This is a genomic window from Nocardioides sp. T5 (genome assembly GCF_048161455.1).
Classification (GTDB): domain Bacteria; phylum Actinomycetota; class Actinomycetes; order Propionibacteriales; family Nocardioidaceae; genus Nocardioides.
The window spans coordinates 4,036,586-4,052,837 of the sequence record NZ_CP182415.1 but is presented as its reverse complement, the minus strand read 5'-3'; the positions used below and the strand labels follow the sequence as shown (position 1 = coordinate 4,052,837).

10 protein-coding genes are annotated in these 16,252 nt (G+C 70.1%); 5 read left to right on the top strand and 5 right to left on the bottom strand.

Features of this window, described 5'->3' with window-relative positions; translation table 11 throughout:
- Positions 1-33: 33 nt before the first annotated feature.
- Complete coding sequence (locus tag ACNKF0_RS19795) at positions 34-5,358, bottom strand: peroxidase family protein (protein ID WP_416954526.1); 5,325 nt, start codon at positions 5,356-5,358, stop codon at positions 34-36.
- A 309-nt stretch (positions 5,359-5,667) separates the two neighbouring features.
- Here ACNKF0_RS19795 and ACNKF0_RS19790 point away from each other — a divergent pair, with 309 nt between their 5' ends.
- Together ACNKF0_RS19790 and ACNKF0_RS19785 are read left to right on the top strand one after the other, a co-directional pair.
- Positions 5,668-7,071 carry a BTAD domain-containing putative transcriptional regulator gene (locus tag ACNKF0_RS19790; protein ID WP_416954525.1) on the top strand — a complete coding sequence of 468 codons (1,404 nt, stop codon included), beginning with the start codon at positions 5,668-5,670 and terminating at the stop codon, positions 7,069-7,071.
- Positions 7,072-7,245: 174 nt separating this feature from the next.
- Positions 7,246-8,733 (top strand): ATP-binding protein, encoded by a 1,488-nt coding sequence (locus ACNKF0_RS19785; protein WP_416954524.1) that lies wholly within the window; start codon positions 7,246-7,248, stop codon positions 8,731-8,733.
- Positions 8,734-8,743: 10 nt separating this feature from the next.
- Here ACNKF0_RS19785 and ACNKF0_RS19780 read toward each other — a convergent pair whose 3' ends face one another.
- Together ACNKF0_RS19780 and ACNKF0_RS19775 are read right to left on the bottom strand one after the other, a co-directional pair.
- Complete coding sequence (locus ACNKF0_RS19780) at positions 8,744-9,649, bottom strand: hypothetical protein (RefSeq protein WP_416954523.1); 906 nt, start codon at positions 9,647-9,649, stop codon at positions 8,744-8,746.
- Between the two features lie 205 nt (positions 9,650-9,854).
- A complete protein-coding gene (locus ACNKF0_RS19775; protein WP_416954522.1) occupies positions 9,855-11,255 on the bottom strand; it encodes a polysaccharide biosynthesis tyrosine autokinase in 1,401 nt (466 codons plus the stop codon).
- A gap of 234 nt (positions 11,256-11,489) precedes the next feature.
- Here ACNKF0_RS19775 and ACNKF0_RS19770 point away from each other — a divergent pair, with 234 nt between their 5' ends.
- The gene (locus tag ACNKF0_RS19770) at positions 11,490-12,074 is read left to right on the top strand and encodes a hypothetical protein (protein ID WP_416954521.1); all 585 of its coding nucleotides are present in this window, start codon (positions 11,490-11,492) and stop codon (positions 12,072-12,074) included.
- 4 nt (positions 12,075-12,078) lie between these two features.
- On the opposite strand, the gene ACNKF0_RS19765 is transcribed toward ACNKF0_RS19770, so the two are convergent.
- Both ACNKF0_RS19765 and ACNKF0_RS19760 read right to left on the bottom strand, forming a co-directional pair.
- Positions 12,079-13,551, bottom strand: a complete 1,473-nt coding sequence (locus ACNKF0_RS19765) for a nucleotidyltransferase family protein (protein WP_416954520.1) — start codon at positions 13,549-13,551, stop codon at positions 12,079-12,081.
- A 14-nt stretch (positions 13,552-13,565) separates the two neighbouring features.
- Positions 13,566-14,330 (bottom strand): hypothetical protein, encoded by a 765-nt coding sequence (locus ACNKF0_RS19760; protein WP_416954519.1) that lies wholly within the window; start codon positions 14,328-14,330, stop codon positions 13,566-13,568.
- Positions 14,331-14,582: 252 nt separating this feature from the next.
- On the opposite strand from ACNKF0_RS19760, the gene ACNKF0_RS19755 reads away from it, so the two are divergent.
- Positions 14,583-15,818 (top strand): IS110 family transposase, encoded by a 1,236-nt coding sequence (locus ACNKF0_RS19755; protein WP_416954518.1) that lies wholly within the window; start codon positions 14,583-14,585, stop codon positions 15,816-15,818.
- A gap of 300 nt (positions 15,819-16,118) precedes the next feature.
- On the top strand, positions 16,119-16,244 hold the full coding sequence (locus ACNKF0_RS19750; RefSeq protein ID WP_416954517.1) for a hypothetical protein: 126 nt from the start codon (positions 16,119-16,121) through the stop codon (positions 16,242-16,244).
- Positions 16,245-16,252: the final 8 nt, after the last annotated feature.

Genomic DNA, 16,252 nt, shown 5'->3' with positions numbered 1-16,252 from the left:
CTGATCGTCAGGCGGGGCCGTTCGTGTCTCTCGCTAGCGCCGGACCCTGACCGGCTTGGTGGTGACGCGGATGGCCTTCAACCCGCGCTGCTTGATCTTCAGGACCACCTTGATCCTCTTGCCTCGGTCGGTGGTCGTGATCCGGTAGGTCTTGCCGGTCGCGCCCTTGACCCGCTTCCCGCCGACCTTCCAGATGACCTTCACCTTCGCCCTGCCGGGCGTGATGACCTCGGGGACCCGCACTCGGAGCCTCGCCCCGACCGTGGGCGTCCCGACCAGGCGCGGCGTCCCGTCGACCGCGACCGCGGACGGCTGGGCGGCGGGCGGCTGGACCACGGGCGGCTGCACCACCGGCGGCTGGGCCGGCGGCTGGACCACCGGCGGCGGCACGACCGGCGACTGGCCCGAGGCACCGAAGCTGACCGGCCCCATCAGCTCGGAGGCCGCGCCCGTCCCGGCCGTGTTCCGGGCGGCGACCCGGAACGTGTAGGCGATGGCCGGGTCGGTGTCGAGGTTGCCGACCTGGATGCGGGTCGCGTTCGCGCCGGCGCTCCGGGTGCCCCGGACGGCGCCGTCGGCGTACACGGTGACCGTGTATCCCGCGATCGCGGCGCCACCGTCGTCGACGGGCGGGGTCCACGTCACCTGGATCGATGCCGGGCCCGAGATCGTCGCGGCCCCGGCGAACGGTGCCGACGGCGCGGTCGGCCCCGGGTCGCTCGGCCCGGTGATTGGGTTCGTCGGCAGGGACGTGGCGTTCTCCTGCGTGCCGTGGTCGTCGGTGTAGCTGGCGACCACCCGGAGCCGCTTGCCCGAGTGAGCGGGAAGCGGGACGAAGCCCGTGATGTTGAACGGTGTCGTCGCGACATCGGTCCAGCTCGACGAGCCGGGGTCGGCGACCTGCCAGATCCACTGGAGGGTCTCACCCGCCTCGCTCAGACCGTCCTCGTCCTGCAGGCCCGAGGCGCGCACCGCCTGGCCGACGGCCGGGTCCTGCGTGCTCAGCACCGGCGGCACCGGCGGGTCCTGGACGTTGACCACCATCTCGGTCGTCGCCGGGGACTTGAGGCTCCGCAGCACACCTCCGTCGTCCATGAAGGTGACCTCGACCCGGAGCAGGTTGTCGACCTCGAGGTCACCGGGTGTGAAGGTCACGGTGCACTCGACGTCGCCGTCCGCGTTGCGCCCGCAGTCCTGCGGGTCCTGGACGGCGCCGGCCAGCCACTCCTCGCCGGTGTTGACGTCCTCCTCCTCGGCCATCAGCCAGCGGAACTGGATGTTGGTCGGGTCGTTCACCGTGATCTCCCCGTCGAACACCACCCGAGCGGTGATCGGCTGGTCCTCGGTCGTGGGCGCGTCGTACTCGAGCGAGGCGGTGCCGAAGTCGCCACACGACTCCATCGGCGCCGGCCCGAGGACGAAGCAGCCGTCGTCGAAGTGCAGGAGCTCGATGTTGCGGATGACGTCCGAGCCCTCGGACTCCTCGGCCTCGGCGTCGGCGCTGACGTACTGCACCTTCCAGTAGCCGTCACCGAGGTCCACGATGTCGTACGCCGAGCTCGGGGCGCCGTAGACGGCGACGTCGTTGTCGCCCACGTTCGATGTCTCGACGATCTCGCGCTGGAACTCGATGGCCTCGGGGTCGATCGTGCCGTTGAAGATGCCGGTCTGCAGCGCGAGCGCCGACGGGCTGTCGTAGCGCGTGCCGTCGACCGTGACGTAGACGTCGAGGTAGGCGTCGCCGTCCAGGAAGTCGTCACCCACTCGTCCCTGCATCATGTCGCTGCCGCCACCGCCGAGGAGCAGGTTGCTGACGCCGTCGGTGTCGAAGCCGACGGGCTGCTTCATGAAGCGCTCCAGGTAGTTCTCCGAGTGACCCGGGTCGAGCAGGTCGCGGAGACCGGCGATCTTGTCCACGGACGCGTTGGTCATCTTGTGGGCGTCCAGGTCGGGTACGTCGTCGACCTCGGTGCCCATGCCGCGCAGCACGTCGTTGCCGTCGCCGCCCGAGACGCCCTCGACCAGGTCGAAACGGTCGCGGATGGCCTGGATGTCGGGCCGCTGGAGGGTCGTGAACCGCAGGTCCACGTCCACGCCGGTGTTGTCGCCGCGGTAGGTGACCCAGTCGTAGCCGTGCATGCCCTCCATGCGGTCGGTGCCCTGCGGGCGACCGATCAGGATGTCGTGGCCACCTTCGCCTTCCACGTCGTCGTTGCCGGCTCCGCCGTCGACGATGTCGTCGCCGCCGTGCGGGTTGTCCTGGAACTGGTTGGCGTTGTCGCCCTGCATCAGGTCGGCGTGGGCGCCGCCCTCGATCCAGTCGTCCTGCTCGCCGGCGAAGACGGTGTCACGGCCGTTGCCGCCGATGACCACGTCACGTCCGGTCGAGCCGAACACCGTCTTGAAGTCGTTGCCCGCGACGACGTAGTCGTGACCGTGCCCGGCGAGCAGCAGGTCGTCGCCCGACCCGCCCTTGATGGCGTCGTTGCCCCATCCGCCCTTGATGTTGTCGTCACCGAAGGTGTCGGTCAGGATGTCGTTGCCCGGACCGCCGATGTGGCTGTCGTTGCCGGAGCCGCCCTCGATGCGGTCGTTGCCTCCATAGCCCCAGAGCGCGTCGTCCCCCTGGCCGGCCCGGATCTTGTCGTCCGCGTCGCGGAGGCCGTGGATCTCGACGTGCTCGTCGCCGTCCCAGCGGAACGTGCCGTCGGCCATCTGGACGAGTCCGACCGGCCACGGGTCGGGCAGGTTCTCCAGGTCGATGTAGGGGTCCTGGACGGCGAAGATGTCCGCCGGCAGCAGGGTGGCGTCGGTGTTGCGCTGGATGAGTCCGGCGAACGAGTTCCCCTCCAGGGCGGAGAAGAGCTGGTTGCCCTGGTTGCGGAACAGGTAGTAGAAGCGGTCGCCGAACTGCAGGTCCTCGATCTGCTTCTCGAAGACGTAGTTGAACGTCGAGCCGAGCATGCCGCCGAACGGCTCGAGGGCCTCGGCGAGGCCGCCGACCCAGAAGTCGACCTCCTCGAGACCGGTGATCGTGTCGCCCCCCTGATCAGCCCAGGCGCCGGTGCTGTTCATGAAGTCCAGCCGGTCGGCAGGGCCGCCGGTGCCGTCGACACCGCCGTTGACGATGAGGTCCGCCGCGGCGCGCTTCTCGACCACCGTCTGGGCGGCGGTGATCGTGTCGTGCGTGCCGTAGGCGGCGACGAAGTTCACCAGCGAGGCGTTCGGGAACTCCGACGCGCGCCCGAAGTTGTCGCCGTTCTTCATGCCGAGGCCGAAGTCGACCCAGCTGTCGTACGGCTCCAGCATCGGGTCGCCGCTCTCCTCGAAGAAGGTCTTGCGAGCCACCTGCAGCGGGGGGACGCCCGCGTCCCTGGCCCGGACCAGGTTGATGGCGGCCAGGTCGAGGGGCAGCCCGAGCAGGTCGTTGCGCAGCGTGTCGATCACGTGCTCGTCGATCTGGCCACCCACCTGGTTGGTGGTGCCGTTGATGACGGCGCCGGCCGCCTGGTCGGGCGTGAGCGCCCCGTCGTTGTCGTACGTGCGTGGGTTGAGGAAGCCGTCGAGCAGGCTCACGTCCTCCACGCCGGTCACGCCGGGCAGGTTGCGTTCGATGTCCTCGGTCAGCATGGAGTGGCCGAAGCGGTACACGACGTGGGCGTACTCCGCGGCGATCGCCGGGTTGATCGTGGCGTCGTAGCTGTTCTCGTTGAGCACGATCGCGTCGATGGCCGGCTGGATCTTGCGGGCGAACTCCTCGAAGACGAGGTGCTGGTACTGCATCTCGGTCGGGAAGCGGGCGGCCTGGAAGAGCCGTTGCTCGTAGGACCAGTCGTCGGCCTCCGGGCCGTCCGGGATCGTCTCCTCGCCCAGCAGCTCCTGGTAGGTGTTCGCCTTGCCCTCGAAGGCCAGCTTGAGCTGCGCGTTCTCCGGCTTGTCGAGGACGTCCTCGATGGCCTGGGCCATCCGGTTGTGCTCGGAGTGGAAGACGTGGTGGACCGAGGTCAGGCCGATGTTCTCGTTGCCACGGCCGTCACCGGTGACGAAGTGCTCACCCAGCGCGACGTTGTCGTAGCCGCTGAGGTCGTCGGGGTCCGGCGTGGCGCCGTGCGCGATGTCGTCGAGGAAGGCGTGGTTGGTGCCCGCCGCGTCCGCGGTGGGCGCGGGGGAGGCCGTGTCGCCCTCGACCTCCGTGCCGTCGGTCATCTGCAGCACCGGGAAGCCGTTGTCACCGGGGACGAAGTTGCCGTAGGGGTCGACGTCGACCTGCGGGACGTCGAGGACGTCGAGGTCCACCAGGTCGATGCCGAGGACCTCGCGGGCCTGGCGCTTGACGTCGGCCCACGTGGCGAGCCCGCCGGTGCCGCCGCCCGGCAGCGTGCCGTCGAGGAGTCGCCCGGTGTCGACGGGCGCGTCCGGGGTGGCCGGGTCGTCGTCGTGGTCACGGAGCTCGTACTCGCGCAGGAAGACCTGGTGCGAGGGGTGCGACGTGTAGGTCTGGTTCTGGTCGATGAACGGCGTCGTCTGGTTGTTGTGGACGTCGTCCTCGGTGCCGACCTCGCCGTCCGGTCCGGGATAGCGGGTGGCACGCGTGAGCATCAGGAAGTTGGTCTGGCTGCCCTCGACGTAGAGCGGGTCGTCCGGGCGAAGCGGTACGACCAGGGTGCCGTTGCCGCCCTTGTTGACCAGGTCGAGTCCGTGGTCGAAGAACTGGCCGAAGAAGGTGAACCACGCGTTGAAGGGGGCCGAGAGGCCCTCGTCCGGCGCGGTGTTGGGGATGAAGACGTTCCCGTCGGCGTCGACCGTCGAGCCGGGTGTGTTGGCGGCGGCGTTCGCAGCAGCCGGGTTGGCCAGGGTCTGGTCGACGATCAGGTTGCTGATGATGCGCGGCTCGGAGTCGTAGACGAACCCCTGGCTCTGGGCGTAGCAGGTCTCACCCGCCTCGCACATGGCGGTGTTGGCGGGGTTGTTGCCGGGCGCGCCGGGCGGCACTGCTTCAGCCCGGCGCCAGCGGACCGGCAACGTGCGGGGGAATGGCTGGTCCGCCGCGCCGTACTCGGGGTGCAGGAGGTTGTTGGAGGAGCCGTCGACGGTCCGGAGGCCCAGCGGCAGTGCCGGGTCCGGGACGCACTTCCCGGTGGTGTCCGTCCGCGACGCGCAGAGCAGCTGCCCGCCGGCGGCGTGCGCCTCGGCGATCTGGATCTGCTTGAGGATGTGCTCGAGGTCCTCCTCGATCAGCACGAAGTCCGGATTCGTGTCCTTTGCGCTCGCCCCGGGCGGAGCGACGATGCCGGTCGTGCCCGTGACCGCGAGCGCGGTCGCCAGCGCGCCTACCAGTGCGGCCCGGGCCCCGCTCAACCCGGTCGCCCTTCTCGTGTTCGTCGATCTCATGATCCCCACTCCCCTGTCCGTTCCGGCCCGTTCGCGGGCTGCACGAGGCCCCTCGGCCACGTCCGGGCAGTGTGGAAACCGTTGCGTGAACAGCGCGTGAAATCTGCGGGGCCGGTCTAGGCAACTACCCCCGGATGGGGTAAGAGCAGGCCGAAACGCCTCGCGGCCGGACGGAGCCCGGGCACCCTCGACACCGGGAAGTGAGTGCGACCGGGGGGAAGCATGGACCAACCGAATGACGGGCGGCCTGCCGTGAGGCTGCTGGGACGCACGTGTGTGCGTGATCGCGAAGGAGCAGGAGTCGAGGCGGAGGCCTGGCGGACGGCGAAGTCGTTCGACCTGCTCCGGGTGCTGGCGCTGTCGCGCGGCACCCCGGTGCCCAGCGAATTGCTGGTCGACCTCTTCTGGCCAGCCGCCGGACCCGTCCGAGGCGGCACCAGCCTCCGCACGGCCGTCTCCCACGTACGTCGGGTGCTGGGGACCGAGAGCATCGTCCGCGCCGACCACGGCCTGCTGCTGGACGCGTGGGTCGACGTCGACGCCTTCCGGGCGATGCGCGCCCGGGTCGACGCGGGCCGGGTGGACGGCGGCCCTGCGCGGATCGTCGAGGCGGTCCGGGAGGCCGAGGAGCTCTACGGGGGCGACCTCGACGTGACGGGCAGCGAGTGCGCCTGGCTCCACGAGGCGCGGGCCGAGCTGCGCGCGGAGCGGATGGACCTCCTCCTCGACGGCGCGGAGGCGGCCGGGCGGTGCGCGGACTGGCGCCAGTCCCTGGCCTTCGCGCAGCGGGCGGCGGAGATCGAGGTCACGGACCGCTCGACGCGGGCCCTCATGCGCGCCTGGTACGCGATGGGTGAGGCCGCGAAGCCGGTCGAGGAGTTCGAGCGGCTTCGGCTGCGACTCGCCGAGGACTACGGCGTCGACCCGGCGCCCCAGACGCGGGCGCTCTACCTCGAGGTCGTCGGCGGCTGCCACGAGTGGCCGCCGCGCGAGACGGTCATCGGCCGCGACACCCAGGTCGCGGAGGTCGTCTCGGGTGCGATGGCGTGGCTGATCGACCCCGAGGGCGAGGGCGGAGTGGTGTGGCTGGCGGGCGAGGCCGGCTCAGGCCGCGACACCGTCGCCCGCGAGGCGGGCCGGGCGCTCGGGATGACCGGCGCCGACCACGGCCTCGCGCTCGACGGTCGGACGACCATCGAGCTGCTGCCCGACCAGGGTCGCTGGAGCCGCGGGCTGGCCGAGCTGCTGCACGCCCGGGCCCGCGCATGCGATCAGCTGATGCTCGTGCCTGTCGCCGCTATCGACGAGTCCGAGGACACCCGGGGTGAGGCGATCGTCGCCATCCCGCCGCTCGAGCCCGACGACTTCGCCCGGCTCCTGGGCTTCGTGCTCCAGGGCCGCGCAGCGCCCGAGCTGCAGGAGGAGCTCTACGCCGAGACGCGGGGACTGCCGGGGCGGGCCTGTCGGGTCACCCGACAGCGCATCGAGTCAGGCAGCCTCACGTGGACCACAGCAGGGGTCGATGCGACAAAGCGGCAGCGGCTGCGTACGCGCATCCTGCCGTCGCTCGCCTCGATCCCCCTCGTCCTGCTGGGTTTCACCGGCGGCGAGGGAGCGGTCGAGGCAAGCGCCCGCACCACCGAGCTGGAGCGTGAGCGGAATCTCGTCGTGGTCGGCTGAGCACGACTGGTCCAGACCGCAGGAGGGACGTCCCGCACGCTCAGTGCGGGGCGTTCCTCTCATTTTCGCCACTGTTCCCCCACACCTCCGGCGGCGGGGCCGCGCGCGACCTACCGTGGCCGTTCGGGCTGTGCGCCGCGTTTCGGGCTGTGTCGTGGAGAGAGCAGGTGGGTGATGGTCGCTGAGATGGCGCCCGCGCCCGCGCTCGAGACCGACGAGCTCTGGCGCCTGACGATGGAGCACTCGCCGGTCGGGATGGCCATCGTGTCCCCGTCGGGCGGCTTCGTGACGGCCAACGTCGCGCTGTGCGAGATGCTCGGCCACGACGCCGACGTGCTCGCCACGTTGTCCTTCCAGGACATCACCCACCCCGACGACCTCGACACCGACCTGCGCCTGTTCGCGCAGACGCTCGCCGGGGAGATCAGCTCCTACCGGATCACCAAGCGCTACCTCCGCGCCGACGGGAGCATCCTGGTCGGCGACCTGTCCGTCGCACTGCTGCGCGACCCGATGGGCACCCCGATCCACTTCATCTCCCAGATCGTCGACCTCAGCGAGCGCCAGGCGTTCGTCGACCGGCTCGACGCCGCGGAGGCCGCGGCGGATGCGGATCGTCGTACGGCCCAGGCGGTCTTCGAGGGCGTCGCCGTCGGGCTGCTGCAGATCGACGCCCAGGGCCGCTACGTCGCCACCAACGGCCGGCACCGGGAGTTCCTCGACCTCGCCTTCCCCGACGGCCACCACGGCCGCGCGGGACAGGCCGGGTTCGCCTACGACGCCGACCAGCGGCTGCTGGCCCACGCCGACATGCCGTCGGTGCGGGCCACGCGCGGCGAGGAGTTCGACGACGTACGCCTGTGGGTGGGGGAGGACCCCCACTCGCGCCGGGCGCTGTCGGTCTCCGCGCGCCGGGTGCTCGACCGCTCGGGTGAGCTGACGGGCGCGGTGCTGGCCTACCACGACGTCACCGACCTGGTCCGTGCGATGGGCGTGAAGGACGAGTTCGTCTCCACGATCTCCCACGAGCTCCGTACGCCGCTCACGGCGGCGCTGGCCTACCTCGAGCTGCTCGACGAGTCGACCGACGTCACGCCCGAGGGCTCCCAGCAGGTGACCGCGGCCCGGCGCAACATGCTGCGGCTCTCGCACCTGGTCGCCGACCTGCTCTTCACCACGCGGGTCTCGGCGGGCTCGCCGCTGGTCGACCCCTACCGCGTCGACCTGGCCGTCCTGCTGTGCGAGGCGGTCGACGCGGCCTCCCTCGACGCCGACAGCCGGGGCGTGCGGATCTCGACCAGCGTGCCCAACGCGCTGCCGGCCGTCGCCGACGGGATGCGCCTGCGCCAGGTCTTCGACAACCTGTTGTGCAACGCGATCGCCTACAGCCACGAGGGCTGCGTCGTGACGGTCGACCTGGCCGTGCGCGCGGAGCACGTCGTGCTGACGGTCACCGACGAGGGCACGGGCATCGACGCGAGCGAGGTCGAGCAGGTCTTCGACCGGTTCTACCGCGGGGAGAACGCCCGCCGCCGCCAGGTCTCCGGCACCGGTCTCGGCCTCACGATCGTGCGCAGCATCGTCGAGGCCCACGGCGGGGTGGTGTCGCTCGAGAGCACCCTGGGCGAGGGCACCAGCGTCTGCGTGCTGCTGCCCCGCTGAGCCGTGCCCCTCAGGCCATGATGGTCCCCAGCCGCCAGAACCGCGCATCAGCGTCGCCCTCGACGGAGAAGTTGAACACCGCGTCGCTGTTGACCAGCGAGGGCGGCATGCCCTGCATGTCGGCCCAGAACTCGTAGTGACCTCCGCCGGAGACATCGGGGGCGGGGCCGCGGTCGGAGTTGCCGGCCTGCGGACCGGTCCTGGAGGTGTGGTGCGACTGCGTCGTCGTGAAGCGGTAGAGCCACCTGTCCGACCCCTCGACGACGTCGGTGCGCGTCCATGCGCTGTGGATGCCCGCGGTCTCGGGCTTGGTTGCGCCGGCGACCTTGGGGACCGAGATGACGAGGACGATCCTCCCGATGACCCCGGGGTATCCGTAGTCGGCAGCGATGCCGTAGGCGGAGAGGCGCCCGAGGGTGGCGGCCGCGGTCGCCTCGGTGCTGAGCGGAGCGGTGGGCATGTCGCAGGGCGGAACGGCCGCCGGCGTCGGGTCGGACTGCTGGGCGCCCGACAGGGCGATCGCGCTGAGGGTGAAGGCCGCACCGTGGAATCCTCGCCACGGCAGCTCGGTCTGCGACCCGAGGATGAGCTTCGCCCGGAAGTCGGACGTGGTGCCGGTGAAGAGCACGGTGTGGCTGGTGTCCAGGCCCGTGCTGGTCGGCCCGGAGGCCGTCGCCGAGCCGACGCTCTCGAAGAGCCCGGCGGGGATGGTGAGCGCCAGCTGATAGCTCGCGTCGAAGCCGGTGACGGTCGCCGACACGGTGAGCTCCTCCGGCTGGCCGGGCACGTAGGAGGCGACGAGCTCCGTGATCACGGGCCGTCCCGAGGTGTTGGCGAAGGCCGGTGCGGCCGTCGCGACGGTGACCGCGGGCAGGGCCCATACGGCTCCGCGGACGGCGGCCCGTCTGCTCAGCACGGTCGATCCCATGCGTGTCGGATCGGACACGGTGCACCCCCACATCGGCGAAAGCCGGCACCCCCACGGGCCGGTTCGGCGAGCGTAGGTCGACTTCCGGGCGTTGCAGCCGGGCTGTTGGGAACGTGCGGGAAACCTTGATCCGACCCGCGACCGGTCTGGTCCGCTGGACCAGACCTTCGCCCGGACTGGATGGGTCCTCGGGTCAGCCCTTGGTCTTGCGGCGGCTGCTGCTCTCGACGTAGTCGTCGGTGCCGTAGCCGTAGTGGCCGTAGTTGCCGGCGCCCACGGTGCGCTTCGACACCCGGTTGAGGATGATGCCGAGCGGGCGGGCGTTGACGGTGCGCAGGTGGCCCAGGGCGTTGTCGAGCTCGGTGTCGAGCGTGCGACCGGCCGAGACCACGACGAAGGCGCCGTCGGCCGCGTGGGCGACGACGGCGGCGTCGGTCACGGGGAGCAGCGGGGGAGCGTCGATGATGAGCATCCCCTTGGCCGTGAGGTCGGCGATGACGCCGCGCATGGCCTGCGAGCCGAGGATCTCGCTCGGGTTGGGCGGGCGCGAGCCGGAGGTGAGCACCTGGAGGCCCTCGATGGTCGGGTGCGACTGGAGGGCGTCGGCCAGCTCGAGGCGGCCGGTCAGCACGTCGGTGAGGCCGACGGTGTCGTCGACCCCGGCCGTGGCCGCGACGGTGGGCCGACGCAGGTCGGCGTCGACGAGGGTCACGACCTGCCCGGAGCCAGCGATGGCGGCGGCCAGGTTGGCCGCGACGGTCGACTTGCCGTCGCCCTGCTTGGGGCTCGTGACCACGATCGCGCGGGGCGGGTTGTCGACGTCCATGTAGGAGAGGTTGGTGCGGAGGCGGCGTACGCCCTCGGCTGCGAGCGCGGCGGTGCCGGTCGACGTACCGACGAAGATGCCGGGCGCCTTGCCGACGTCGGGCACCGAGCCCACGACGGGGACGCCGGTGTCGCGCTCGACGTCCTCGCTGGAGCGGATGCGGCGGTCGAGCAGCGAGCGGACGACGGCGTAGCCGAGGCCGAGGAGGGCGCCGAGCACGGCGCCGAGGAGCACGTTGCGCTCGACCTGCGGGGAGACCGGGCTCGTCGGGAGCTGGGCGGACTCGGAGACCTCGATGCGCATGCCCTGGCCCTGGCCGCCGTTGGACTTGCCGGCCTCGATGTCCTTGACCCGCTCCGCGAGGGCGCCGACCCAGGCGTCGGCGAGCTGCTGCGCCTCCTCGGGCGTGCCGGCGCGGGCGGTGATCGAGATGATGACCGTGTCAGGCGTCTGGGCGGCGTCGATGCTGCCGACGAGGCCCTCGGGGGAGGTGTCGAGGCCGAGGTCGTCGATGACGAGCGACGCGGTCTCGCGGTCCTTCGCCAGGACGACGTACGACGCCGCGCGCGACTTGGACAGCGAGTCGTTGAGGCTGTCGAGGCCGGGGTCGCCACCGCCGCCGGAGGTCACGAACCCCGACGAGCTGGCGGCGTAGACCTTGGGCTGGAGGCTGCTCCACCCGAAGGCGGCCAGCGCGGCCACCAGGACGAACGCCGTCACGGCGATCCAGTGGTTGCGCAGGATGCGCAGGTAGTCAGCGAGCTCCACGGCTCCCCCTCCGATAGCCGGGACGTCTCCAGAATCGTAGGTCCCCGTGCGAGGGGCGTCCCGCGATTGGGGGTGCCCGTGGAGAAGTACAACATTCAGCGACCAAACCCTCTTTCCAGTAAAACGCGGCGGGGTCGGAGGTTTCGATGTATAGCGTTCCGATCACCCGGACGGCAGATGCTGACCGGCAGTGGTCGGGGGCGACCACTCACAACTTCAGGTGGGGGCACCAGAATGAGCGATCAGCTCACCAGTCAGTCACGCCCGTCTTCGGGCATCAGCCGTCGGACCGCGCTGCGTGGGGCAGCGTGGTCCGCTTCGGCGGTCACCGTCGTCGTCGCGACGCCGAACATCGCTGCGGCCACGCCTGGTACGGCGATCCTGCCGACGGCCACGGTTTCGTCGATCACGCCTGTGAAGCACGGTGACGGCAGTACGAAGTACGTGTCCTGGGACCTGTCGGTGGTCTGCAACAACATGGCCCTCAAGGGCCTGCAGGTCCAGTTCACCTATGAGCAGACCGGTGGCGGCAAGACAGCTCAACTGTCAACTGTCGTGGTCTCGAGTTTCTCCCCCGCCGCATCGTGGTCGTCCTCGATCACGAAGGCATCCATGGTCGCCACCGCATCCGCCACGTATGCAGGCCCCGACATCGCCCAGGGAACGACGGCCAACATCCACGTCCAGTTCCAGGGAACGGACAACTCCCAGGGCAAGGTGGGCGCCACTCTGATGGCTCGCGACTCCAAGGGGAACCTTGTCGCGATCGGGACGATTGACCCTCGAGAGTGGACGAGCGGCAGCGCACACAGCCACTGATTCGTCAGGCGCGCGTCGCGTGCCGCCGTGCCAGCCCCTTGCGCAGGACTTCCCGAAGTCTGCGCTCGAGGACCTTTGGCACGGCCTCCCACGCTCGAGCCGACGGCTCCTGCGCGGTGAGCCACGGCGGAAGGGCGCTACGGCCGAACAATCGCGCGGCTTCTGTCGCCGTCCCGCTCGTGAGTCGAATTGTTTGCAGCCTCTGGAGGAACTCGACCCCCGGGGTGGCGGCCGACCGGTGCTCGGGCGCAGTTTGTTGCTGCTGCAAGAGGACGCGCTCCAAAGTCGTGTCGTCGACTCGTCCTGCTGCAAGGCTCACGATGAGAGGCACCTCGGCTGGCATTCCGAGCTGACGGGCTGCCAGCCCCACTGTTAGTAGCTGGTCGCTCCGCAGCGGTCGGTCCGCCTGAAGCCAGGTCTGGGGGTCGGCCATGAGGGTGTGAACGTCAACCAAGCTGCGCAACCATCGCCATCCGTCCTTCGCCGCGTGCCCGGCCGAGTGCGCCAGGGCGTCATAAGCGGCGAGTGTGGGTATGGGGTGGCCGGCCACCGATACGACCGCGTGCCGCGACCAAAGTGTCTCGAAGTCGGGAAAGGTGCCACGTGTCGGCGCGAGATCCCAGTGAAGGTCGATGTCGCTCCCCGGCCCCGACAAGGTGAGCTCGTTCCCCGTACGAACGAAGTGCCGCCACCCCCAGGAAACGTCCGGGACGGGGTAGCCCGCTGCCGGCCTCCAACCTGCCTGCCACAGCGCGAGGTGGGCGTCGGTCAGCTCCTCGGGCGACACCAGCAGGTCGAGGTCGCCCGCCCCTCGGATGAGGTAGTTGTCGTACGCCTGCGCAGCAAGGGACACACCCTTGAACGCGAGGGCCCGTACGCCGGCGCCCTCCAACGCTTCCATGGCCACGGCCAGGTCGGCCGCCAGGATGGTGGCCCCCGCGTGCTGGCGACTAGCCACCGCTTCCAGCTGCGACCTCGCTTGGTACGGGAGGTCGAGTCGATCGAGGTGGCCCGCGAGGTACGGGACGACGTGATGCAGTCGGGCCGCCCTCACCAGGGCGCTAGGGCTTATTGATGCCGGGGCGGGCCAGCGCCCCGGAGCATTGGAACGCAGATGGCGTAGTGCCTCACGTAGGGCATTGACGGCCAACGCTGAGTCCTCGGCGTCAACGGCGCCCGGCTGCCCGTCGGATAGGGGCTGGCTTGCCTCACGCAGCGAACCACCCTCGTCCACGACCTCCAGGACCCCGTGCGCCACCAGGTCCCAGACATGCTGGCGGGTGATGTCATCGGCAGACGGGCCCTCGTTGGGCGGGCCGAGAGTCGCCACCACGTGATCGGTGACGGCTCTCAGGGAGGCCGTCATACCTTCGGGAACCGCCTCCAGGATGGCGGTGGCCACGGGGGACAGGCCGAGGACACTTTCGGCCACCATGACCACGCTGCGGTCGTCCTCGACGTACAGGTCGGTCAGCACGCCGCGACGAATGATCACGACGACACCGCGAGGAGCCGGGCAAGTACGGGCTCCAGGTCGGCCGACTCGGAGTAGCGCACGTGGCGGGCGCCGCCGACGAGATGGATGAGCTCGGCCAGTCGGTGGAGGGGCTTCTCCATGCTGGGGAGGTAGGACGACTGCGGTGCGATCGCCGCAATGGCGTCGACCGTGTCGAGAAGCTCGACTACCGGTTCGCCTTCGTGGTCCGGGCTTCTCTCGATGACTAGCAGGGCTGCCAGTTGGCACTCTCGCTCGGTCAGCAGCAGACCCAGGTCGGACGGGGCGATCTGCTTTTTCAAGTGTCCGCCGTCGATGATCGACAGGGGCTTGCGATAGGGCAGCACGACGCCGGCTTGTGTGATAGCCGCCGTCTCGTCAGTCAGGTACGCGAACGTCTTGCCAAGGGTCATCGATGCCGTGGTCTTGCCGGTGCCCGAGGCAGCGACCAGCACCGCGGTCTGCCCACTGTTCGGATCGGCGAGGGCAGCCGCGTGCAGCATGACCAGCTCGCCGGCTCGCTGGTCGATTGCGGCAGTCGTCACGGCGGGGGACAGATGGTGCAGGGCGCTCTCGACGTCGGGCCCGATGGCGTCGACCGGGTCGGTCGTCGGGCCATCATCGGTCAGAGCGTCACGCCAAGCGTCCTTGATGGGCTGCCGTAATTCGTCGCTGGCCTGCACGGGCACCACGACGCCGAAGGCAGTGATGTGGGCGACCACGGCTGCCGCGCGGCGCGGAAGCTCGTCGGTGCTGGGCATGAGCGCCACCCTAATGGGGACGTACCCCGTGTCGTTCGGTCATGGTGGTGCTGAGTCCAGCCGGTGGGTGAGCACTTGGTCACCCAGATCCATTGAGATCCACGCCTAGATCGTGCCCCCACCGGTTTGACCGGGAAGGTAGGGACGGCTGGTGGGATGACGGGCCCCGCAGTGGCGGTGAGCACTGATCCATTAGGGCGCTGCAAACCTTCTCGTGGACGACGACAGGTCGAGGGGACAGGAGAAGAGCCGATGAGGTTGTACGTCGGGAACGACTGGGCCGAGGAGCATCACGACATCGCGCTCCTCGACGAGGAAGGACGGCTGTTGGCCACCGGCCGGCTGCCCGAGGGAGTCGCCGGAATCACGAGGCTGCATGAGCTGATCGGTAAGCACAGCAGCGGTGCTGAGCAGCCGCCACAGGTGGTGGTCGGGATCGAAACCGACCGCGGGCCGTGGGTCCAGGCGCTGCTGGCTGCCGGTTACCTGGTGTACGCGGTGAACCCGATGTCGGTGGCCCGCTACCGGGAACGGCACGTGACGTCGGGGGCGAAGAGCGACCCCGGTGATGCCCGGGTGTTGGCCGACCTGGTCCGCACCGACGCCCACCGGCACCGCCCCATCGCCGGCGACACCGAGCTGGCCGAAGCGATCAAGGTCCTGGCCCGCTCGCACCAGTCGCTGTGCTGGATGCGGGGCCAGCAGGCCAACCAGCTGCGCTCGACGTTGCGGGAGTTCTACCCCGCTGCGCTGGCGGCCTTCGACGACCTCACCCACCCCGATGCGCTCGCCGTGTTGGCGATCGCGCCCACCCCGGCTCGAGGCAGGCGGTTGACCCGGACCCAGATCACGGCCGCGCTGCGCCGTGGCGGACGACGCCGCTACCTGGTCCAGCGCACCGAGGACATCCATACATCGCTGCGCAGCGAGCAACTTGAACAGCCGCCCCTGGTCGCCGATGCATTCGGTGCCAGCGTCGCCGCACTCGTCGGGGTCCTCAGCGCCTCGATCCAGGCCACGACCACGCTGGAACAGGAGCTCGAGGCCTCTTTTGGCCGACACCCGGCCGCTGAGCTGATTCGATCCCAACCCGGGCTCGGAGCAGTGCTCGGCGCCCGGGTGCTCGCCGAGTTCGGGGACGACCCCACCCGCTACGCCGACGCCAAGGCCCGCAAGAACTACGCCGGCACGTCGCCGATCACCAAGGCCTCCGGCAAGAGCCACGTCGTGCTCGCCCGCTACAAGACCAACAAGAGACTGCGCGACGCCCTGAGACAACAAGCATTCTGTGCGCTCAGCACCTCACCCGGCGCCCGGGCGTTCTACGACGCACACCGCGCTGCCGGCGACGGCCACGACAAAGCCCTACGCGCCCTTGCCAACCGACTCGTCGGCGTCCTGCACGGCTGCCTCAAGCACCACACCCCCTACGACGAACACACCGCATGGGCCCACCGCACCACCACCGTGGACCCCGCCGCCGCTTGACGCGTTAGAGCCGTGGGATGTCTAGGCGTGGTCGTCCTGACAGACCGGGGTACGACAAAAATGGGCCCCCCGCGTGGGGTGCGGGGGGCTCCGGGCGCTCCGTGGGGTGAAGCGCATCTACTTGGCTCGGAGGTGGGGGCACTTCGCGAGCGAGACATCTCAGCGGGGGCGTTTGCCAATCTGTCTTGACTGAGTTTGCCAGACCCGACGCGGCTCCGCAGCATTTTTGACACAATCGCCGCGAGCGGACGGTTCGCTGCCACGCTCGGTCAGCCCAACCCCACCCCAAGGAGTCACCCCATGAAGAACATCGCTCGCATCGTCGTCGCCGCCGCCGCCCTCGCCAGCATCGCCGGCACGGCCTCTGCTCCCGCCGTCGCCGCGCCCCGCGAGGACGTCCAGATGCGCAACATCTGGTGCTGCTGAGCCCCGCT